Below are 22,014 nucleotides of genomic sequence, written 5' to 3' on the forward strand. Positions count from 1 at the left end.
TTATCGTTTGACATGTTTATCCCTCCACCGTTTCAATGTTAAGTGCTTCACCTTCTACTGTTTCGAGTACAAAATACTGGTACTCATCACTCTTGGCTGCTTCTATGATTTCCTGCTGCCTACTTCCAAGGTTCTGCCATCCATCCACGCAGATAACTTTTAGATCGCCTGCTTGAGCCTTAGCCAGCTTGAATGCGAATTCCAATGCTTCGCCCTCTGACAATCCGTCAATAAGAGTGTCATTGATTCTAATGCGGCCCAGCTCGTCCACTGACAAACCATCAACCGGCAAAGCAGCAGTCTTAAGTAATTCCTTTGGAAGGTTCCGCGCTGTTTGAATCTTAGCCGTAAGCTCCGCGCTGCGTTCTTCTTTAGGAGCAAGTTTCTCACGAATAATGCTATTCATCCGTTCCCATTCGCGTAAATATTCTTTCATGCTGGCCGCTTCGTCTGCTGCCGCTTTTAGAGGAACAGTATCGACCATTTGGTTAGTCTCAACGATATGCTGTGCATTTCCTGACTTCTCATTTTCAGCAGTAATAAGGTTGTTTTCATGGTCTTTGATGCGTTCCAAATCCTTTGCTTCATGCTCAGCTATATTAGCCAGCTGCGTGCGTTTTTCTGCAATTTGTTCCTTGTATTCGGAAATGAATACTTGGGATTGTTGCGAAGCCGCTTGGATTTCTTCACGCATTGACTGTTTTTTAGCCTGGTATTGTAGTTTCAATCGTTCAATAGCTTGCTCTAATTCATTATCCAAACGAGCAGATTCATCCATGATACGGCGGTCTGTATCGTCAATAACTGCCTGCTCACGCTGTATACTTTCTTCTAGCCTGCTAATAGATGCTACTAATGAATCTCGCTGCCTGTTGTAATTAAGGCGCTTTTCCTCAGCTGCATTTGCTGATCTTTGCTTAATATCATCAATACGCAATGACAGGCCATCTATCAATGATTGTGCTTCCGTTAAACGGCGGTTCGATTCTTCTGCAGCCGATAGCTTGTTGTAAAGCTCCTGCAGGTTAACTGATTGCCATTCTTCGCCGTCATAGTTCGGCGGTAAATCACGCTTGATTCCCTCAATATTCGCTTTAAGCAGGTTAATTTCGCGATTCAAACTCTCACGCTCAGCATAATATCCACTCTCGATTTGCTTGAGAATTTGAAGGATATGCAAATGATAGTCAGCTTCTGGCATCTCGCCAAACCATGATTTAATATCTTCTACTGTCCAATCAATCTGCAACATATTAAGTATGATTTCAGTTTGCTTCTTAGCATCTTGCTGGACAAATTCAATTGGTCTGAAAATTTCACCATTAACTAACTTTCGTAAAAATGATTCTGTACTAGCAACGGCCATGCTATCATGCTTTACCTTGAGATAATCAGCTTTTTCGGTACGAACTTTACGAGTAACCTGTAAACCGTCATTTAGTTCAACTAGCAATTCGGCTTCCTCAGCTCCATGACTGACAACCTCGGTACGGCGGTTTTTATTTGTAAATGCTTTTTCGAGTGCTTCTACAAGGCTACTCTTTCCTACGCCGGAATCACCTGACACTTTATTGATTTTCCCAGGCGAAAATGACAACTCTTTAATACCCAACCAGTCCTTTATCTCAATACGTTTAATATGCATAATGAATATTCTCCTTTACAGTCCGTCATTTTCACGTTATACTGACGGCAATATAATTTTGTGTTAGAGTACAAAGCAGCTCTCACCCTGCTAATACTCGTTAAGTCGCTGCTCAGGCGGCTTTTTTCATGCGCTTCAAGTTTTCAAAAACAGCAAATTCCAAGCAAATCATGCGTTCCTCTTTGGTTAGCTCCATCCATACAGCACCAGTAATGTTCATTTGTTTTTCACCCCCTCTCAAGATTTGTCAGCTTCACATCCAACTCATGTAAAGCCTTGTCCAATAAAGCAAGCTTATGTTTAATGCGGTTTAGTGCGCTCATGCCGATACTCTCTTAGGCTGCCATGCATCAATGTACTTAATCAGCGCAAGCATGTCCTTACGCAAAACATCCTTGTAACTCGGAACGCCCCAACGGTCTTTTATTTCACGGTGTAGCTCTCTGAATAACTCTGATCGGCGTTCGCTATCTTCCGCAATCTCATATACCTTTGTCGATATAGCCTTTTGTATGCGGCGCTGCTCTCCATGATCAAGCGTTATTTGCGTTTCAACCTTGTTGTCGAGTTCTTCCAGCTTACTTTCGATCTGTGGCACTTTAAGCATCATCTGAGATGTTTGCTGCAACGCAAGAGCTATAGCTGTATTGCTGTCCAGTACAGGCGGTCTATTAAGTTGTTCGCGCATCCGGCCAAACTCTGAAATGTACATTTCTTTGAAGCGAGCTGCTTCCTTGCCGGTATAACCCATAGCCAGGAAAGCGAACCCTTGCTCAGTGATGATATATTTTTGATAAGTGCGACCTCCATCGTCCTTGTATTCGACCAGTCCAAAATTGGACTGATGAAATTCTTCGCTGCAATCTAAGTATCGAATGTCCCGCATTACATGTTTGTGCTCCTTGCCGAATGTCTCCGCTACTGTCAGGCTATCAGTTACTGGTCTGCCGTTCTCAATCGTTACTAGGTTCATATATAAGCTCCTTTCAATATTTTCCTTTCCTGTTAAAATGGAATTGTCGAGATTCTATTAACAGAAAGGATGCAGTATAATGATTGATTTTTTCGAAAAATTTTCAAACTCTACTTTAACCTGGTTTGGCATAATGCTAAGTATTTACTTTGTTTATTACGGATATAGGTTTCAAGCTTCTAAAAAACCATTAGAAAAGCAATTGTACAACGCTTATCTGCCGTTATTCCGATTATTAGAACCCTATCTAAACAAAAGTATTTACTCGTTTACTTTGAGTGAAATTAAAAATATCAATGACGAAGTATACAAAATAATTGATAAGCATTATGAATTAGTAAACCCAGATATTATTTATTGGAACAAGTTGTTACGTGAAAAAATTTTGTCATCTGACTGCATAGATACAATAATCAGCTTGTACTTTAGTAAAATGTGCAACCATATTGAATCTTCATTCGAACTTACAAGAAAGAGAATGTATTTACCTCATAAAAGTTTTATCTTTCGATGGAGAGAAAGACAAAATAACAAGAGTGTCAAACAACTTTTACTAGAATTGTTCTATTACGCTTTCCATCTAATTATTATTTTGCTATTTACATTGCTACTAACTGCAAGGCTTTTTAATGGCGAATAACAATAAAGATCAAATTAGTCAGACCGACTATAAACAAAAACTCTGGGAAACTTATTCTAAAACTTGGTTTCAATTTCTCACATCCATTCGTTTAATATTGCTCGCACTGCAATGCATACAATATTTATGACTTGCGTGAATTAACTTTTTACACCTAGTACAGCGAATGTGATTTTCGTATTTAACGAGAATGTATTCTCTGTACTTGTGTGTAATTTTAGTAAGCACATTCAATCCCACACATAAGACTCTCCGCAATGTTTCTCACCACCTTCCTATAGGTTTATATGGTTATCTGGCTTTCTTTTAAATTATGCTGTTTTCCTACTGTTGGAAGGTTTGAAAACTAACTCAGATACCAGTTTTCCGTTTGTGACATAAACGTTTCTTTCATATTCACTTATTTCATTGCACTCTTCACCGATAGACCAACCATTGTGACGATTTAGCAATTCCGAAAGTCCATCAGGTACAGAAAGTTTAAAACCCGCCATTTCTAAACCAGTAATCTCAATTGTTTTTTCTCTTTTCATCCTTCCCCCTCCTACGCTGTAGTTTTACCAACTTCATGATTCATGAAGTTGGGTGGTAAAAAAATTTCGCTTATATTCATTTGGAATAATTGTGCGATATAAAACATTTCATTCGCTTTGAATTGGGAACTCCCGTTTTCTTTGTTAATATAAGTTCTCACATCAATCTTCAAATGATCAGCTATTTCTTGTTGAGTAAAGCCTTTATATTTTCTCAAAGCGATCAATCGAGCCTGTTCCATATGTATCACCTCGCTTTCTGACTTCATGATACGTGAAGTGGGTAAATAAGTCAACGAAATATTTCATATTTTATGAATTTTTATGTTTACAATTTCATGAAGTGTGATATACTGTAGTCAAGGATGGTGCTGAAAATGGATGTTAATGTATATGTAGGTCAACAAATAAGAAAATTTAGGTTACAAAAAGGAATGACTCAAAAAGAGTTAGGTTTAAAAGTTGGAGTTAAACACAACACAATATCTTCGTACGAAAAAGGAATTAATGAGCCTGAACAAAGTATTATTTTCTCTATAGCCAACGCCTTAGATGTAAACATAGATGATCTTTTTCCTTCAACTTCTGATTTAAGATTGAAATTAAATCAACCCACATTCATACCTTTGGTTGGCACTGTGTGTGCTGGTAATGGGCTACTAGCAGATCACAATATAGAGGACTATGTTTGCTACCCTTATCCTAAGAAAAGGCAGCCTGATTTTGCTTTACACGTAAAAGGAAATTCTATGAAAAACGCTGGTATTAATGATGGTGATATTGTTTACATGAGAAAATCTTCATGGGCTGAATACAATGGTCAAATTGTTGCGGCTGTAATAAATGACGGAGATGGTATGTTAAAAAGAATCAAATGGACAGAAGGTTCTAATGTCATTCAATTACTTCCTGAGAATGACGACTTTCAAATAATAAATGTATTACCTACAGAAATTATTATTTGTGGGGTGTACATGGGGCATTTCAATCAAGAATAAGGGAGGATAAAAATGAGGGCTGCGCTATATCTCAGAGTGTCAACGCAAGAACAAATTGAGAATTATAGTATAGAGTCACAACGAGAAAGGTTAGAAGCATATTGTAAATCTAAAGGTTGGAGTGTAGGAGAAATATTTATAGATGGCGGTTATTCTGGTGCTAACATGGAAAGACCTGCCCTTCAGCAAATGCTAAACACTTTGGATAGGTTTGATGCCGTTGTTGTATACAGACTAGACCGACTTTCACGCTCACAGAGAGATACATTAACACTTATAGAGGATTATTTTCTTAAGAATAATGTAGACTTCGTTTCAATAACTGAAACATTGGACACATCAACGCCATTTGGAAAAGCTATGATCGGTATACTGTCTGTATTCGCCCAACTGGAGAGAGAAACGATCGCAGAACGCATGAGAATGGGGCATATCAAAAGAGCTGAAGAAGGCTTAAGGGGAATGGGTGGAGACTACGACCCAGCTGGATATAACAGACAAGAAGGAAAATTAGTAGTTAATGATCAAGAAGCCAAACACGTTAAACTAGCATTTGATCTATACGAACAATACCACTCTATCTCAAGATTTCAAAAAGTTATTAAAAAAATGGGACTTCAAGTTTGGCGCTTTCGCAGATACAGAGATATGCTATCAAATAAACTGTATTGTGGTTATGTTAGTTTCGCTGGAGAATACTATAGAGGTCAACACGATCCAATAATAACAGAAGAGCAGTTTGATAGAGTGCAAATGCTGTTATCAAGACATAGAGGGCGAAACGCATACAAAGCCAAGGAAAGTTTGTTTTCAGGTATGGTGGTATGCGGTTGTTGTGGGGAATCGTATATGTCATATCATACCGTTAATAAGAAAACAAACACAACATATAGGTACTACATTTGCAGGGCTAAACGATTCCCGGCAGAATATTCAAAAAAGTGTCTAAATAAAACTTGGAGAGTTGAAAAAATTGAAAAACTCATAATTAATGAACTTAAATTATTGACTGTTTCGAAAAGAATAAATAACGAATCAGAGCCTAAAATTAATTATGATAAACTAATTCAGAAGTCAGACGAAAAAATTAATCGAATTCTTGGTTTGTATGCAGATGGAGCCATAGACAAAACCGCATTGGATAGACAATTAAAATCATTGAATGATGAAAAGGAACATTTAGTAAAAAATAAATTAATGGTCGAAAAGCAAAAAGAGACAATCCTCACAACTGATAAACTCGAAAAATATGTTATAGATTTAGGGAATGTTGATTTCGAAGCTAAACAAGCGATAATACAGAAACTAATACAAAAGATTGTAATTAAAGGAGAATCCATTTCAATTGAGTGGATTTTTTAATAACAATAATTTTATGTATTCATTACTGGCTGTTGTGACCGCCCATAACAAAAACCGGGGATATGATTTGCCTTCTGGCACCTCTTCCTTTCGAGAATGAGCGGAATGATTTATCAGCAGCTTGAGCTTACTGCTTAAATGAAACAGCCTATGGAAAAGAGTACGCCCAACCTTATTGGCTTTCCCTTTCTGATAAACTATTAGCTCTTTCCTATATGCGTTAGCTTTACTCGATTCGGATGTCCCCCAAGGTATGCCTGTTCTTAATCGCATATGTTTCAGAGCTTGCTTGGCACCGTTTCTTTTTGGGCCACCTTCTTCACTGCTTTCTCTGCCTTCAATAAAGCGAAGCGCTGTGCGCGCAGCCGCCGTCTGGGCTGCGCTAAGCCCCCAGCGCTCCAGGCGCTGCTGCTCGGAGCGCGCCAAAAGCTCCACGGATCGCGGCGACAGCGCCCGATCCGCCGCCGATTGCGCTGCTCCCCGAATGAGCAGCGCGCATTCACGACTGCGCCCCATTGTGAGGCAATGCCCACAATAGGCGCAGTCGCTCTCGCCGCACGCCGCGCAGGCCGTGCGGCGAAAGGCTTCTCCGCTGCCGCAGCGCTGGCAGCGGAGCTCCGTCCCCGCTCGCCGATCGCTTGCGGCGACGGAGCCACCCAGGCGCAGCTGCCCGCGCAGCGCAGCAAGCTGGATCGCCTCCGTGATCCAGCCCGCTGCCCCGGGCAGCCCGCCTAAGAGGGCGTGCGCTTCTGCGCCCAGCAGCGCACGCCCCTCAAGCAGCTGCGAAGCCTGCTGCGCCAGCTTCGCGATATGAGCGAGCTCGCTGTCATACCATGCTCGCTCGTCCCCTTTCAGTGCAACCAAAGGAAGCAACGAAGCTTTCTTTCTCCCATCCGCACCTTCACTCATTATCTGACGCCGTTTCTTCCATTCCTCGAAACCCATATTACCGCTTGGAACAGCAGCAGGCTCCTTTGGGTGTCGGCTGCCCTCGCGAGACTCCTGCTGCACTTGTGTAGCAATTTGAAGCAATCGTCCGCCAGCATCCAACTCACTAAACACTTGGCCAGCGTCATTGAAGCCTCGTCTCTTCTCATCCATATTAAACAACCACGCTGCTCGAAATGCCTGCCCAAGCGGCAACGGCTGCCCCATGACCAGCCCCTCTCTAAATAGTCTTTTTTTATCTATTAACTCCGCATCCCTTTTGTTCGGCACTCCCGCATCATCCGTTGTCCACTTATCTAAACTCCAATAATGCCAATCGACCAAAGGCGCGATCGTAGCATAGGCTTGCCACCTATTCAACTTTTTTACTATGTATAGATATGCCTTCATTTCTTTCCCCTCACTTTGCGATTTACTGCCACTCTGGAACTCTAAAGAAAACCGGCGATACTATTTCATCAAAAACAGCCGCTTTCAATTTGTAATGAAAGCAAAAGGCGCTATTTGTGAACAAAGTACCATTTTGAGACCCCCTCCTGCACGCAGTGCCATCCCCTTCCGGTTGCCTGTTGCCTTATCCATAATAATTCGCTGCTCCCTAGCTAGCCGGTCAGACGTTCCGCTATCACGCCCAAAAGATCAGTTTTGAGACTGTAATGTGACACACGTTCCGTTATTGATCCATATATAGCAAATAAAGCTCCGGGCCGAATAGCGGAACGTGTGACCGCGAAATTTAAAAAAACGCGTTTTTGAGCAAATAACGGAACGTGTGTCCATGTCGCGATTCATTGTGGGCAACTATGGATAAGCCATGAGAAAAGGGAACGAAGAGCAAGGTTGGGAATGGAGAAGCGACAGCGTCCGCCTTTGCAGGCCAATTTTATCCTTTTCAGGGGTTATTTCATCAAAAAAATTGGACTACAACAGCGATCGCAATCCCAACTTTGATCGTAGTGCCATCCCCTTCCGGTTGCCTGTTGCCCTATCCATAATAATTCGCTGCTTCCCTAGCTAGCCGGTCAGACGTTCCGCTATCACGCCCAAAAGAGCAGTTTTGAGACGGTAAAGTGACACACGTTCCGTTATTGATCCATATATAGCAAATAAAGCTCCCTTTCGAGCCGAATAGCGGAACGTGTGACCGCGAAATTTTATAAAACGCGTTTTTGAAGCAAATAACGGAACGTGTGTCCATGTCGCGATTCATTGCGGGCAACTATGGATAAGCCATGAGAAAAGGGAACGAAGAGCAAGGTTGGGAATGAAGAAGCAGCAGCGTCCGCCTTTGTAGGCCAATTTTGTCCTTTACTGGGGTTATTGCTTCAAAAAAATTGGACTAAACAGCGATCGGAATCCCAACCTTGATCGTAGTGGCCTCCCTTCAGATTGCCTGTTGCACTATCCGCTATAATCAGCACCCCAGCCAAGGGCGTATGGAGAATTTGTCGATTTCATTATGAGTAAATTTGCACGAAAAAAAGCACACCCACAGCCGCTATCAGCTGTAAATGTGCTTCATTTTCCTTATTATATCCCATAACCATGAACAAGCCAATCCTGCACCTTGCTGTCAAAAAAATAAGAAGCTCGAACAGTCCATCAAAAAGCTTTTGAGCTTTTGAGCTTTTGAGCTTTTGAGCTTTTGAGCTTTTGAGCTTCTGAGCTTTTAAGCTTTGAGCTTCTGAGCTTCTGAGCTTCTGAGCTTTTGAGCTTCTTGGCTATTAGTACGGAAGCTTGGACAAATCCGCAGGATTATGCAAATCAATTAATACCGCACTGTCGGAAACGCTAACAACACCTTCGTTTTGAAGGAGCCATAGCCATTGATCGGCATTGCGGTGGCTGGGCGCCGTTTTCTCTTTGCTTGGCGCTTTCTTCTGCTCGGCCCGATTGTATGCAGCATGAACCTTGATCTTCTCCTCTTCTCGGGAAAAACGATTTACAATGGCCAGCTCTTCCTCAGACAGTCCATTATCAACAACTGTTAATTGGACGTCTTTGCCAGACGTTCTCGAAAATGAAAACAAAGAGCGTAAATGCCACTCTATATTCGTCTGTCTTTGATCCGTAATCAAAACATAGTGACGCCCGCCCATTTTCTTGCGTTCAGAGCTCCTGTTCAAATACCAATGCATAAAATGAACCAAACCCGCTGCAGCCAGATAGCACCCGATAACAGTAATGAACACTATAACCATATCGGTCTCCTCCTCTTGATTTCACTATATGCGGGGAGACTCTGATCGGTTACGTGTGAAAGAGTTTGTCTATTCTGAATTTGCCCGCGGTGTTAACCGCCCCGCCAAGCACCTTACAAATTGAAAGCAAACAATTACAAATTGTCATTGTTTTTGATTACGATGCATCTCTATAATAGGAATAGTGTCTAAAAATGCAAGGAGGAAATAGACAAATGACATCAGCAGAATGGAACGGAAGGATCTATTCATTCGAGTCGGGAATTCCCGATGGCTTCTCGACGACCGAAGGCTCTAGCTTATCCATATGCGAGACGAGGAGCAGAGACGGCAAGCAATCGCTGCAATGGAACTACATGCCTGGAGCAAAATTGACAATTAAAGGTCCAATCGGCTTCCAGCCGTTTGTTCCAAATCCGCATAATCAAGCTATTGATACGTTTGGAATTTGGATCTATTCGCAGGAGCCTACCGGCCAAAAGCTATTATTTGAATTTGGGAAAGATGAGCGCAAGGATTGCCATTTCGAGGTTGGGTTAGATTTCACAGGATGGCGTTCAGCCAGAGTGGCTTATGAACGGGATATGACCGGCGAACCTCTCAGCGACATGCAAACGCTTACTATAGTCGCTCCTGCTTCGGGGCAAGGAGTGCTGCTGTTTGATCAGATCATAACGTCAACTCCTGTTGACCCTCGCCACCATACGAGAGATCGTCAGGTGCCTTTTGTCAATCTGCAGGCTGATCAAGCTGCCAATAGCCACTGGCTCGGCTTGTTGCGTATGGATGAGGTATTAGAGCAATGGAGAGCAAGAATAAATATAGATGAGATGAAAATTACAGCAGAGGAAATGGCTTCACTCGCACTTATCCAGGAGCGATGGGATCATTACTTGCTAGAATTAAATGAGTCTGAACAACGTTCCCTGGAAGAACAGCAGCAGTATTACTCTCAGCTGTTGTATGCAGCGGAAAACGGAATAGCCAGACCGCAAACAATAGATGTTATTCATATAAAAGATTTTTATCCTTTACATTGCAGTAAGGAGCTGTTAGAGCTCACCAATGCGGCGGATTTGCGTGAAGTGTCTGAAATGCTGTTGGCAACAGCAATCAGTTATCGTCAATCGAGCACAGTCGCAGAGAAGAATAGGCTGCAGCAATGGTTTATAGATACTGTCAAGCATTTGGATCAGCAGGGCTGGGCATGGGGCAGCAGCCAAGGAACAGTACACCACCTCGGTTATAATATAATCAGCTTGTATCCTGCTTATTTTTTGATGCGGGATGTATTGCTCCAAGAAGGTTTACTCGAGCAATCGCGTAAAACACTGGAGTGGTACAGCGGACTGGGACGAATAGCTTTTGCGGATGAAGAGATTGAAGGCAATGCGGATATATTTAATACAACGTTAGCCGGGATGCTTAGCTCCGTTCTATTGACTGACAATATGGAGCAAATGGCAGCTACTCTTGGCAGACTGCAGCGCTGGATGGAGCTTTCAATCATGCCAGCCCGTGGTTTGATGGCAATATTTAAGCCCGATGGGGCCGGCTATCATCATGTTAATCACTACCCTGCTTATTTAATAGGCTGTCTAAAGGGTCTCACCCCTGTCATTCGTATATTGAGCGGAACTTTATTCCGCATACCCGAACAAGCCCATCAAATGATTCGTCATGTGCTGCTGGCTATGAGATTTTATAGCAATAAGACGGAATGGCTTATTTCTATATCTGCCCGCCATCCAACGGGTAAGTGGGGACTTGACCCTGAGCTGTATCGTGAGATGGCTTTGGCAGGATCGCCTGACGGAAAGCAGGCCATTGATGAAATAATGGGAGCCGCTTACCTGCGATTGCTGCCGAGCGGCGCCACCAATGAAACCGTCGCCCGATTGCAGTCCTGCGGCGTAGAGCCAGAGCCGGATCCGAATGGACATTGGACCATGAATTACGCTTGTGCAGCGTACCATCGCAGAGATCATTGGCTTGTTGGCGTTCGCGGCTTCAGCCGTTATATATGGGGTAATGAAACCTATGTCAATTGCAATCTGTACGGCAGATATATTGCCTATGGCCATTTGGAAATTATGGCTTCAGGCCAGCCTGTCAATCACAAGGACAGCGGTTATGATCCAGAAGGCTGGGATTGGAATCACTGGCCAGGGACAACCACAATCCGGCTCCCTTATGATAAATTGCGGTCCGATGTAAGGAATGTTGATAAATTTAGCGGTTATGAAGAGATGACGATCTCAGATGAGACATTTGCAGGCGGATTGTCTATAGATGGCTCAGACGGCATGTTTGCCATGAAGCTTCATGAGCATGGCAAGTATAATGGCAGCCATCGTGCGCGCAAATCCTATTACTTTTTCTCCAACATGATTATCGCGCTTGGTTCAGATATTGAGAATGATGATGCTGAGCATGCTACAGAGACAACGCTGTTCCAGCAGTGTATACTAGACGGAAAAGATACAGTGGTACTGAGTACTGCCGGCAGAATAGAAGATTTCCCAAAAATAACAACGTTGGAAATAAGTGAGCCTGTCTGGATGCTGGATACGCGCAGCAACGGATACTACGTACCGGCAGGTCAGCAGCTGACGATTGCGAAGCAGCATCAGATAACACCGCATCAGAAGGATGATTCCAAAACCGAGGGCGACTTCGCATCTGCTTGGCTTTCGCATGGACATGCCCCGCAAGCCGGAGAGTACGAATATACTGTACTCGTTCAATCGGAAGAAGCCGAAATGACAGCATTCGCACAGGCACAGCAGCAAGCAGTTTCAGCAGCCTATTCGGTTATCCGCAAGGACCGCGGAGCGCATATTGTTTGGGAGAAAGCGAGCCGCACAACTGCTTACAGCTGCTTTGAAGCAGGACATACTGCAGATCATGCACAATATAGTGACCATTTAAGCCGCGATGGCTCCCTGCTATTTGTCGATACGCCGTGCATGGCCATGCTGCGCGAAGCGAAAGCAGACAAGCTGCAGGTCAGTGTCGTTGATCCTGACTTAAGGCTGTATGAAGGCATAGAACCGGATCAGCTCGATGAGCAAGGAAATCAGCGTGAAGTTAGCTTGTACTCCCGTACATGGGTGGAAGCAGAAGGTGCAGGGCATACATTAACGATGCACATAAAAGGCTGTTGGAATCTAGAGCAGCAAGATGAGCGGGTGCAAGTGTCGGCTCACGATTCTGAGAGCACTGAGCTGCGTATACACTGTCAGCATGCCGAGCCGGTTGAGTTCTCGCTTGTTAAATGCTTTGAGTAATCGAGTTAATTTCATAATACGGATACGAATTATGAAATGGAGTCCATCGGATTAATAGGAACGAATACTAAGGGAGGGGATTGTAATGGGGGTTAGACGGTGGAAGCGTATATTTCATTCTGTGCTTTTTAAATATTTGGCATCCTACGTCATCGTACTTATCGTGCCGCTGCTTGTTCTTGGTTATTTTGGTTATGATCAGCTCAAAGCAACGATTGGCGAACAGGTGCGTGATAATCAACAGAAGCTTCTAAATGAAGTAAGAGAAGACATGGATCAGAAGTGGACGCAAATGAATCAGATGGCGAGCCGGCTGGAGACACATCCTATGCTGACACCGTATGCCATTTCAAATTATTTTGCAGCATCCTATCATTCCAATCCCTTCCTCGATTATATGGTGTCTAACCCTTATTTGCAGGAAATTGTCTATTATATTCAAGGAGAGCCGTATTTGTATGCTTCCGCAAGTACGTACCCAATCTCTTTATTTATGAAGGATGTTTATCGCTTCCCGAATTGGAATATAGAGCAAATGAAGCAGCAGCTGGATGAAATTAAAGAACCCGTACTTCGGCCGGCTGAGGACGTAATATTAGCCAATGGCACCAAAGAACGTTTGATTTCTTATATTGTGCCCGTTCCTTATGGCAGTACAAAGCCATATGGCGCTGTCATGTTTATGATCAAAGAGAAAAACTTTTTGGAGTATAGCCGCTATATGGCAGGTTATGAGCGAGGAAGTTTACTCGTTATCAGCCCTGATAAGCGCATTATCGCCGCACACAAAGAAGATCAAATATCGGTCGAGAATAGGATTGAACAAATGCCGGGTCATGCCCGTCAGGGTGCATTTTCGGTTGAGCAGATCAACGGCGAGGATTACTACCAAGCGGTCATGGAGTCAGGCAGCAGCGGCTGGAACTATGTCATGCTCAATCCGGTTAAAGATGAAATTGGTCCAATGACTTCTGCAGTGGAACAGTGGATTCGCACGATGCTAATGATATTAATTTTAGGCGGCGTCCTCATATTTGCAGCTCTTTACTATAACTACTCCCCTATCCGTAAGCTTGTACAGCTTGCAGAGCATTACTGGGGAAAAGCAGAGGATAAAATTAATGATTTGGAGCTTGTACGTACTTTCATGCATCGCGCAGTTGAGAAAAACCGGCAGCTTGATGAACAAATGAACGAAAATCGCTATGTCATCAAACAGCATATGCTGCTTGAACTGTTAAAGGGAGAAATTGAAAGCCTAGAGGAATGGAACCTGGAGGCTGAAGAGATCGGCATTCCTTTTCTTCATAGCCATTGTATATGCGTATTGGTCGTCGAATATGGCGAGCACAATAACAAGCTAAAGCAAACGCTGCAGACGGAAATCGAAAAACGAATGTCTGGCGATATTCAAGGCTATTGCCGGGATACGCTTGACGGTCAGAAGCTTATTGTCATTCTCGCAGTGAATCCAGAGGGAGATTTGCTCAAGCACTGGCTTCAGCAGCTTCATCTTGATCTGCAGCATCAGTCATTCAGACAGCTAGTTATCGGAGTAGGCAATACGTATGAAGGGCTGCAGCATGCAGGCCGTTCATGGATAGAAGCATCTACGGCAGTCGATTATAAACTTATTAAGGGAAGCAATAAAGTTATTTATTTTGAGGAACTGGGGCTGGAGGAGACCGACTCCTTCCATTATCCGCAGCAGGGAATCGACCGTTTAAAACTGCAAATCAAGCAAGGACAGACGGATCAGGTATCGGAGACGATAACAAAAATCACACAGGAAATCAGTCAGTATCGTACGACGCTGGTAGTTGCCCGCTGCTACTGCTACGATTTGATTACAGCTATCAAAAATACGGTACATGAAATTACCCTTGAGCATCCAGAGCTTCATATTGAATTTCCTGATATATGGTCGCTGATGGATTTTACTACGGTAGAAGAGCTGTCGTCCTTAATGATTGATGCTTGCGTTAATTTAACGACTACCATTCAACAAGCCATTCCTCATAAAAAAGATCAGATGATGAATGAAATGACCAAATACGTACAAATGCATGCTACCCAGTATCATTTTTCTATTCAGCAAATGGCCGATGACTTTCACGTCTCTACTTCCTATTTAAGCCGTTATTATAAAGAGAAAACAGGCAGCACCTTGAGCGAGCTTGTCAATCAGATTCGTATTGACGAAGCCAAAAAAATGCTGCGTGAAAAAGATTGTCCTGTTAAGGATATAATTCAACAAGTCGGCTATGCCGATCCTTCAAGTTTTACAAGGAAGTTTAAAGCTTTAGTCGGGCTGACACCAGGGGAATATCGCAGATTAAACAGCAGCAGTGGTGATTGAATGATTTTAATGGTTCGTATCTTGCATAGTATAATGTCAAATTTAGCATAGTAAATAGCTCAAAAGCATGATGAAATCCCCTCTAATCAGATCAGGTTCAAATGTTGCACAGCCGAACCTAATCTCGCTTATGGGATTTTTTTTTATGCTCTTGTACGCTATAAGCATGATCGATGCGGAGGTGACAACTATGAAAACTGAAAACGCTGTCAAGCATACAGCAAGCATGAAGATGAAACCTAAACAGGAAGTGAGGAAGACTTTGAAACCAATACTAAAGAGGATGCTGTCATCCTATCAATTATATTTGTTGTTGCTTCCGACTATGGTGTATTTTGTTATGTTCCACTACATTCCCATCTATGGAGCACAAATAGCATTTAAAAACTTTATTGCCATTAAAGGCATTGCAGGAAGTGATTGGGTAGGCTTTGATCACTTCACACGATTTTTTCAATCCTATCAATTTTGGACTGTATTGAAAAACACACTGGGCATTAGTGTTTATGAGCTGTTAGTAGCCTTTCCAGCACCAATCCTGCTGGCTTTATTACTGAACTCCTTGACGAGTGAGCGTTTCAAACGGTTCGTGCAAACGGTTACCTATGCGCCCCACTTTATATCGGTTGTTGTTATAGTCGGGATGCTGGGCATCTTTCTTTCGCCAAACAACGGCATTATCAATGAAGTCATAAAGGCCTTTGGCGGTGATCCGGTCTTTTTTATGGGAAGTGCGGGATGGTTTAAAACGATATTTGTATTTTCCGGCATATGGCAAAACATTGGCTGGTCCACCATTATTTATTTGGCTGCGCTTACTTCTGTGAATCCAAGCCTTCATGAAGCCGCTGTCGTCGACGGGGCTACAAAGGTACAACGAATTACGTATATTGATTTTCCATCCATATTACCGACCATTATTATTTTGCTCATATTAAACGTAGGTAACTTTATGGCTATCGGCTTTGAAAAAGTATATCTCATGCAAAACTCGCTTAACGTAGATTCTTCTGAAATTATTCAAACCTATGTATATAAAGTAGGCTTGTTGAATGCCGAATACGGTTATTCTACAGCAGTTGGATTGTTTAATTCTGTTATTAACTTTGTTTTGCTTATTACAGTCAACTGGACCGCGAAACGATTGAAGCAAAATAGCTTATGGTAAGAAGCTAGAACGAAAAGAAGGTGAATGGAATGAACCATTTAAGCAACAGCCGTCAGGATAAAGTTTTTGATGCAGTAAATTATATATTACTCGGGATTCTTTCCTTAGCGGTCATTTATCCGCTCTACTATGTACTTATTTCATCCTTTAGCGAACCGAATATTGCCGGCGGAAGTTTACTCATGCTGCCCAAGGAATTCACATTGGAGGGTTATTCACGGATCTTCGCAGATTCTTCCATATGGATGGGATACCGCAACACTTTAATGTACACCGTATTAGGTACAACCATTAACGTCGTGCTGACACTGACAGCTGGATATGCCTTATCCAGACGCGATCTGTTCGGACGCAACGGCTTTATGTTCGTTATCGTATTTACCATGTTTTTTGGCGGGGGACTTATTCCTACCTATTTGCTAGTTAAAGATCTGGGAATGGTTAATACGATATGGGCGATGGTTATTCCTAATGCCGCTTCTGCTTACTACATTATTATTACGCGTACTTTTTTCCAGACAACGATACCTGGCGAGGTTCTAGAGTCTGCACAAATAGACGGAACGTCGGATATTCGGTTTTTTCTGCAAATTGCTCTTCCGTTATCGCTGCCTATCGTTGCGGTTATGACGTTGTTCTATACTGTCAATCATTGGAACTCGTACTTTAACGCGCTCATTTATTTGAAAGAGCATAGCATTCAGCCGCTGCAAATCATTTTGCGGAACATTTTGATCAGCAACGATATTTCCGAAATGTTCGTTGAGGAAGTGCATGATCTGGCGGAGCAGCGCCGCTTGCTTGAGCTGATGAAATTCGGAGTAATCGTCGTTTCCAGCTTGCCGGTACTCGTGCTCTATCCATTTTTGCAAAAATATTTTGTAAAAGGTGTTATGATTGGTTCTCTGAAAGAATAGAGCGCCTGTTCATAAATATAACAAAGAGGGGAAGTTGTAAATGAAAACTAGAGGAAAAGCAAAGGGTCTGCAATTAGTTGTTATCGCATTGTTGATTATGTCGCTGATGCTGGCGGCTTGTGGTGGAAAATCGACGAATAACAACCCTTCCAGCACTCCAACTAAAGAGGGAGAAACAGCGAAGGACAGCAATTTTAATACAGAGGGCTTTCCCATTGTGAAGGATAAAGTAAAGCTGAAGATTGCCGCCTTCCAAACGACTTCGGGCAAGCATTTCAACGATTATGGCTTTTTTAAAAAAGCTGAAGAAGTAACAAACGTACAAATCGACTGGGATTTAAACCCTGGAGGAAGCGCTTGGCAAGAGAAGAAAAACCTATTATTTGCAAGCAGTGAGCTTCCAGAGGCTTTCTATGGTCATGGTATTTTGGATGAAGCAACCGATATAGTCAAATACGGCTCACAGGGAGTATTGATCCCACTTGAAGATCTGATCGAAGAGTATGCGCCAAACTTAAAAGCTTTGCTTGAGGCAAGACCGGAGATTAAACAGGCACTTACTTCTCCTGACGGTCATATCTATTCGTTGCCGACTATGAACGACACGTATGCAGTATCGAAACCTGCCCTGTTTATTAATAAAAAATGGTTGGACGAGCTAGGTCTTCCATTGCCTAAAACAACAGAAGATTTCTACCAGGCACTAAGTGCGTTTAAGAAAAAAGATCCGAATAAAAATAACACGGCAGATGAAATTCCATTTACGTTTCTATCCAGCGATTGGAATGCCAATCTTGCTTCCTTCTTCGGCTCATTCGGTTTGCTAGACCGCCGCGACCATATTATTGTAAATGATGACAAAGTTGTCTACACAGCTGTTCAACCAGAATACAAAGCGGCAATTGAATATTTTAATAAAATGTTCAAAGAAGGCTTAGCTGATCCAGAGAGCTTCACGCAAGATAAAAATTTGTTTACAGCTAAAATTAGTCAAAACAATATGATCGGTGCCTTTATGGCTTGGAACTACGACAGTGTCGGACTGCCTGAAGATCATGATTTCGTGCCGCTTGAGCCACTTGCCGGTCCGAACGGCGATCAAATGTGGGCAGGCTTCCAGCCAGGCATTCTATTCAAAGGCTCCTTCGCTATTACAAGTGCAAACAAAAATCCTGAAGTAACGATTCGCTGGATCGACTATATGTTTGATCCGCTTGTAAGTATTCAAGCTGTCCATGGTATGATTGGCACCAATCTAATTGAGCAAGCAGACGGTACATTTAAAGTAGCACAAGCACCAGAAGGCAAAACATCAGCTGAATTCAGAGAGTCGCCGGAAACATCAAGAACGGTATATGCTCAAACAAAAGAAATGCAAGAGAAAATTATTAATGAGCGTCAGGTTAAAATGCCTAAAACCGAGTTAGACGATTTATACGGCCCTTACCTCGTTTATAATGAATTTCCTAAAGTTTATATGACAGTTGAAGAAAATAGCGAGTTGACGCGCTATAAAACAGACATTGGCACGTACGTTGAAAAAATGTATGCACAATGGATGCTTAACGGCGGAATTGAAACAGAGTGGGACGGTTATGTACAGCAGGTGAATAAAATGGGTCTGGACCGCATGATTGCCATCTATCAGCAGGCTTATGACCGTTATAAAACGAATTAATATTTCCATACAACCCCCTGCAAAGCTTAAGCCCCGCAGGGGGATTTATTTATAACTAAAAGAGGGACAGCAGAGACGTTTATCCTTGTAAGGAGTGACATCGTTATATGCAAAATAATAGCAAGCCTCATGTCGTTGTAATTATGGCCGATCAGCTGCGTTATGATGCTTTGGGCGAGCATACGCCCCATCTGAATGAGCTGCAATCTGAAAGCATCGACTGGAGCAGAGCCTATTGTGCTTCACCATTATGCGTGCCTGCCAGAGGGGCCTTCTTTACTGGAAAATATCCCAATGAAACAGGCGCTCTTCACAATGCAAAAATTGTACAGGAAAAGCAATATGGGATGGTAGGTGAAAATCACAGCAGCCTATACGAGCTTGCTGAAGAGGAGTGGGACAGCTGGCATACTGGAAAAATGGACTTTCGCACAGAAAAGCAAATTGAGAAGCTGCCGGACACGAAAACAAATTGGCTGCCATTAGAGCCCCGCTATTATCACTATTTGGAGGAGCATGGAAAAAGACGGCCTGGCGGGGAATCCTTCAAAGGGCGTGTTCCTGAGCTGGCATATGGGCGTATTACGCGCACACAAGTCGTATCGACACCAGAGATTGGCTGCTATGAGGAACAATTGGACTATTTTTACGATGGATTTATTTTAAAAGATACACTTCATGCATTGAAAAATAGAAATCCGAATAAGCCGCTTATGCTGAATGCTATGTTTTTTGCACCTCATCCTCCAATTGATATTCCAGAGCCCTGGTTTTCTTTAATAGATGATGTGAAGCTTCCGGAAAACGTAGGCATATGGGGAAAGAATCAGTCGCCGCTGCAGCTGTATAATATTACGGGAAATATGGGAGCAAGCGTATCACGAGCAAGATGGCAGGAGATTTGGAAGGCTTATCTCGGCTATGTCGCGCTGCTGGATCATTGTGTAGGCGAAGTTATCGCTGAGCTGAAGCGTCAAGGGATTTATGAAGATACCCTTCTGATCTTTACGAGTGATCATGGAGAAATGCTGGGCTCGCATCGATTGTGGCAAAAGATGTGCATGTATGAAGAATCGATTCGCACGCCATTATGGATGAAGTTTCCCGAAAAGCATAATTTCAAGCCGCGAGTAATCAATAAGCTGGTCAGCAGCATCGATATTATGCCGACGTTATGCGATTACTTGAAACTGAACAAAGCCCCCGAGGACATGTCAGGAATTTCACTCATGCCATTCATTGAGACAGAAACGGAAGAGTATGATGAAAAAGATACACGGTCCAAGCAGCGTTCCATATTCGTACAGTATGATGGCAATGGCTCCAGCAGCAACTTTTCCCGGGCGATCGTACAAGAGGATTATAAGTTAATTGTAGACTGGTTTAAGGATGAACTGTATATAGAGCTGTATGCCTTGCAAGAAGATATGCAGGAGCTGACCAATCTCGCGTTCGATGAAGAACAGAATGAGCGTTTGGACAGCATGCTGGAGCAGCTTAGGGCGCATATGAGGAAAACTGGGGATCAGCTGTCGCTTCCAGTAAATGCGAGAGAAAATTTCCAAACCGTCTATCGAGAGTTCGCACAGTAAGGATAAAGGAGTGCACTTCCAATGAATAAACCTAATTTATTGTATGTATTTGCAGATCAATGGCGCAGACAGGCAATTGGCAGGGCAAAAGCAGATCCCGTTATTACACCTGTTATGGACCGCTTTGCTGAAGAAAGTGCTGAATTCAAACAAGCGGTTAGCTGTACACCTCTTTGCTCCCCGCATCGAGCCGCTCTCTTGACGGGAAAATATGCTCTATCTACCGGTGTATATACGAACTGCAAACTGGGGCTAGACATTATGCTTTCCCCAACAGAGAAAGGAATTGGCGTAGTACTAAAAGAAGCAGGCTATAACACTGGATATATTGGGAAGTGGCATTTGGATTTGCCTGAGCAGCAAGCAGCAGACAACCCTCCTTCGGGCGCTAGGCATTGGGATGCCTATACGCCTCCCGGCCCGAAGCGGCAAGGCTTTGACCAGTGGTACTCTTATGGGGCGTTTGACCAGCATTTTGCGCCACATTATTGGCAGGACTCGGAGCAAATGATTGAGATTGAGCAGTGGTCGCCTGAGCATGAGACGGACAAGGCGCTCGCTTTTTTGGATCAGCACAGCAGCAGAGCTGCTGAGCAGCCCTTTGCCTTGTTTTTGTCATGGAATCCGCCGCATAGTCCTTTCGATCAAGTACCGGAGAAATATAAACAGCTGTATGCGGGATTAGAGCTAGAGATGCGTGCCAATGTTACAGCCAGTGATCCTCTTCTCATTCATACAGGGGAGCAGGTTGCAGGCGGCAAGGAACGGCTTGAAGAGCATACGAGAAATTACTTTGCTGCGATTAGCGGATTGGATGAGCAATTTGGCAGGCTGCTCCATCATCTGCAGGCATTAGGATTACATGATAATACGATTGTTGTGCTTACTTCCGACCATGGCGAGCTGCTTGGATCTCATGGTATGATGGCCAAGCATTCCTGGCATGAGGAATCGGTTGGCGTTCCTTTCATGCTTCGCTGGCCGCAAAAAGTTAAACCACTAGTAACCGATTTGCCGCTTAATACAGTAGATATTATGCCTACACTATTAGGATTGTGTGAATTGCCGATACCAGAAGCCGTTCAGGGTGAAAATCTTTCTGATTTACTAGTTGGTGATGCAGAGCGGCATGATGATCGAACCGTGTATTTGAGCGCATTCCCTGGAAGACTTGAAGCGATTGAAGCCTTTCGTGCAGCCGGTTTGGACAATCGGAGGTTTGGCTGGCGTGCAGTCCGGAATAAAAGATATGCCTATGTCGTTAACAGAGGTTATTTTCCTGGAGAACCCGTACAAAAACTGCTTTATGATTTGGAAAAGGACCCTTACCAGCTCAGCCCTCTCCTTCTGAAGGAGGCATGCGAGCATCCTGTAGCTTTGCAATTGGAAGCCGAGCTGGCAAAATACTTGAAGCAGTCAGAGGATACTTTTGTCTTAACAGACTAAAAATACGCCAGAATGAAGGATACACGGATTCGTCGTCCTTTGGGTAGGCGTGTTTACTGATGAAATACAGGAACAGGTATAAGGTGAAAACTGTAACGGTTACCACAGAGCCTATTCGTTAATAAATAAGGTGTTTTAAAATCTAACGGTTGCCATTGCCGCTATTCAATCCATATCTGCTAAAAATACGCCAAAACACCGAAATAGCCGCTAATTCAACCGTTAAAAAATGTAACAGCTTAAAATCAGCCCTTTAGCGGCTTT

Annotated in this window: 15 protein-coding genes; 9 read left to right on the forward strand and 6 right to left on the reverse strand. The window is 43.2% G+C overall.

Going from position 1 to position 22,014, the window contains the following annotated elements; all coding sequences use genetic code 11:
- Positions 1–16 precede the first annotated feature (16 nt).
- The 4 genes from V1L65_RS03585 to V1L65_RS03600 form a co-directional block, all read right to left on the reverse strand.
- Positions 17–1,645, reverse strand: a complete 1,629-nt coding sequence (locus tag V1L65_RS03585) for an AAA family ATPase (protein WP_331697697.1) — start codon at positions 1,643–1,645, stop codon at positions 17–19.
- Between the two features lie 319 nt (positions 1,646–1,964).
- Positions 1,965–2,618, reverse strand: coding sequence for a Rha family transcriptional regulator (locus V1L65_RS03590; protein WP_331697698.1), 654 nt, complete (start codon positions 2,616–2,618; stop codon positions 1,965–1,967).
- 951 nt (positions 2,619–3,569) lie between these two features.
- Complete coding sequence (locus V1L65_RS03595; RefSeq protein WP_331697699.1) at positions 3,570–3,791, reverse strand: hypothetical protein; 222 nt, start codon at positions 3,789–3,791, stop codon at positions 3,570–3,572.
- 11 nt (positions 3,792–3,802) lie between these two features.
- Entirely contained in the window at positions 3,803–4,033 is a 231-nt protein-coding gene (locus V1L65_RS03600) for a helix-turn-helix transcriptional regulator (RefSeq protein ID WP_331697700.1), read from the reverse strand.
- 129 nt (positions 4,034–4,162) lie between these two features.
- Between V1L65_RS03600 and V1L65_RS03605 the strand changes: the two genes are divergently transcribed.
- Positions 4,163–4,789 (forward strand): LexA family protein, encoded by a 627-nt coding sequence (locus tag V1L65_RS03605; RefSeq protein ID WP_331697851.1) that lies wholly within the window; start codon positions 4,163–4,165, stop codon positions 4,787–4,789.
- Between the two features lie 12 nt (positions 4,790–4,801).
- Positions 4,802–6,151: a recombinase family protein gene (locus V1L65_RS03610; RefSeq protein ID WP_331697701.1), complete on the forward strand. Its 1,350-nt coding sequence runs from the start codon at positions 4,802–4,804 to the stop codon at positions 6,149–6,151.
- On the opposite strand, the gene V1L65_RS03615 is transcribed toward V1L65_RS03610, so the two are convergent.
- Together V1L65_RS03615 and V1L65_RS03620 are read right to left on the reverse strand one after the other, a co-directional pair.
- The gene (locus V1L65_RS03615; protein ID WP_331697702.1) at positions 6,131–7,459 is read right to left on the reverse strand and encodes a hypothetical protein; all 1,329 of its coding nucleotides are present in this window, start codon (positions 7,457–7,459) and stop codon (positions 6,131–6,133) included. The two genes, V1L65_RS03610 and V1L65_RS03615, sit on opposite strands and share 21 nt — an antisense overlap.
- A 1,364-nt stretch (positions 7,460–8,823) precedes the next feature.
- On the reverse strand, positions 8,824–9,300 hold the full coding sequence (locus V1L65_RS03620; protein WP_331697703.1) for a hypothetical protein: 477 nt from the start codon (positions 9,298–9,300) through the stop codon (positions 8,824–8,826).
- A 215-nt stretch (positions 9,301–9,515) separates the two neighbouring features.
- Here V1L65_RS03620 and V1L65_RS03625 point away from each other — a divergent pair, with 215 nt between their 5' ends.
- The 7 genes from V1L65_RS03625 (at position 9,516) to V1L65_RS03655 (ending at position 21,750) form a co-directional block, all read left to right on the forward strand.
- Entirely contained in the window at positions 9,516–12,590 is a 3,075-nt protein-coding gene (locus V1L65_RS03625; protein ID WP_331697704.1) for a chondroitinase family polysaccharide lyase, read from the forward strand.
- A gap of 85 nt (positions 12,591–12,675) precedes the next feature.
- Positions 12,676–14,949, forward strand: coding sequence for a helix-turn-helix domain-containing protein (locus V1L65_RS03630; RefSeq protein ID WP_331697705.1), 2,274 nt, complete (start codon positions 12,676–12,678; stop codon positions 14,947–14,949).
- Positions 14,950–15,139: 190 nt separating this feature from the next.
- A complete protein-coding gene (locus tag V1L65_RS03635) occupies positions 15,140–16,117 on the forward strand; it encodes an ABC transporter permease (protein ID WP_432504523.1) in 978 nt (325 codons plus the stop codon).
- Positions 16,118–16,146: 29 nt separating this feature from the next.
- Positions 16,147–17,034 carry a carbohydrate ABC transporter permease gene (locus V1L65_RS03640; RefSeq protein WP_331697706.1) on the forward strand — a complete coding sequence of 296 codons (888 nt, stop codon included), beginning with the start codon at positions 16,147–16,149 and terminating at the stop codon, positions 17,032–17,034.
- A gap of 40 nt (positions 17,035–17,074) precedes the next feature.
- Positions 17,075–18,712 carry a sugar ABC transporter substrate-binding protein gene (locus V1L65_RS03645; RefSeq protein WP_331697707.1) on the forward strand — a complete coding sequence of 546 codons (1,638 nt, stop codon included), beginning with the start codon at positions 17,075–17,077 and terminating at the stop codon, positions 18,710–18,712.
- A gap of 107 nt (positions 18,713–18,819) precedes the next feature.
- Positions 18,820–20,304, forward strand: coding sequence for a sulfatase family protein (locus V1L65_RS03650; RefSeq protein ID WP_331697708.1), 1,485 nt, complete (start codon positions 18,820–18,822; stop codon positions 20,302–20,304).
- 21 nt (positions 20,305–20,325) lie between these two features.
- Positions 20,326–21,750, forward strand: coding sequence for a sulfatase family protein (locus V1L65_RS03655; protein WP_331697709.1), 1,425 nt, complete (start codon positions 20,326–20,328; stop codon positions 21,748–21,750).
- The last annotated feature ends 264 nt before the right edge of the window (positions 21,751–22,014 follow it).

The organism is Paenibacillus sp. IITD108, assembly GCF_036541265.1.
In the GTDB taxonomy this organism is placed as follows: Bacteria; Bacillota; Bacilli; order Paenibacillales; family Paenibacillaceae; genus Pristimantibacillus.

Excerpts from the sequence above, each read along its gene's own strand:
- V1L65_RS03585 (WP_331697697.1), bottom strand. The coding sequence starts at position 1,645 with ATGCATATTAAACGTATTGAGATAAAGGACTGGTTGGGTATTAAAGAG.
- V1L65_RS03590 (WP_331697698.1), bottom strand. The coding sequence starts at position 2,618 with ATGAACCTAGTAACGATTGAGAACGGCAGACCAGTAACTGATAGCCTG.
- V1L65_RS03595 (WP_331697699.1), bottom strand. The coding sequence starts at position 3,791 with ATGAAAAGAGAAAAAACAATTGAGATTACTGGTTTAGAAATGGCGGGT.
- V1L65_RS03600 (WP_331697700.1), bottom strand. The coding sequence starts at position 4,033 with ATGGAACAGGCTCGATTGATCGCTTTGAGAAAATATAAAGGCTTTACT.
- V1L65_RS03610 (WP_331697701.1), top strand. The coding sequence starts at position 4,802 with ATGAGGGCTGCGCTATATCTCAGAGTGTCAACGCAAGAACAAATTGAG.
- V1L65_RS03620 (WP_331697703.1), bottom strand. The coding sequence starts at position 9,300 with ATGGTTATAGTGTTCATTACTGTTATCGGGTGCTATCTGGCTGCAGCG.
- V1L65_RS03625 (WP_331697704.1), top strand. The coding sequence starts at position 9,516 with ATGACATCAGCAGAATGGAACGGAAGGATCTATTCATTCGAGTCGGGA.
- V1L65_RS03630 (WP_331697705.1), top strand. The coding sequence starts at position 12,676 with ATGGGGGTTAGACGGTGGAAGCGTATATTTCATTCTGTGCTTTTTAAA.
- V1L65_RS03635 (WP_432504523.1), top strand. The coding sequence starts at position 15,140 with ATGAAAACTGAAAACGCTGTCAAGCATACAGCAAGCATGAAGATGAAA.
- V1L65_RS03640 (WP_331697706.1), top strand. The coding sequence starts at position 16,147 with ATGAACCATTTAAGCAACAGCCGTCAGGATAAAGTTTTTGATGCAGTA.
- V1L65_RS03645 (WP_331697707.1), top strand. The coding sequence starts at position 17,075 with ATGAAAACTAGAGGAAAAGCAAAGGGTCTGCAATTAGTTGTTATCGCA.
- V1L65_RS03650 (WP_331697708.1), top strand. The coding sequence starts at position 18,820 with ATGCAAAATAATAGCAAGCCTCATGTCGTTGTAATTATGGCCGATCAG.
- V1L65_RS03655 (WP_331697709.1), top strand. The coding sequence starts at position 20,326 with ATGAATAAACCTAATTTATTGTATGTATTTGCAGATCAATGGCGCAGA.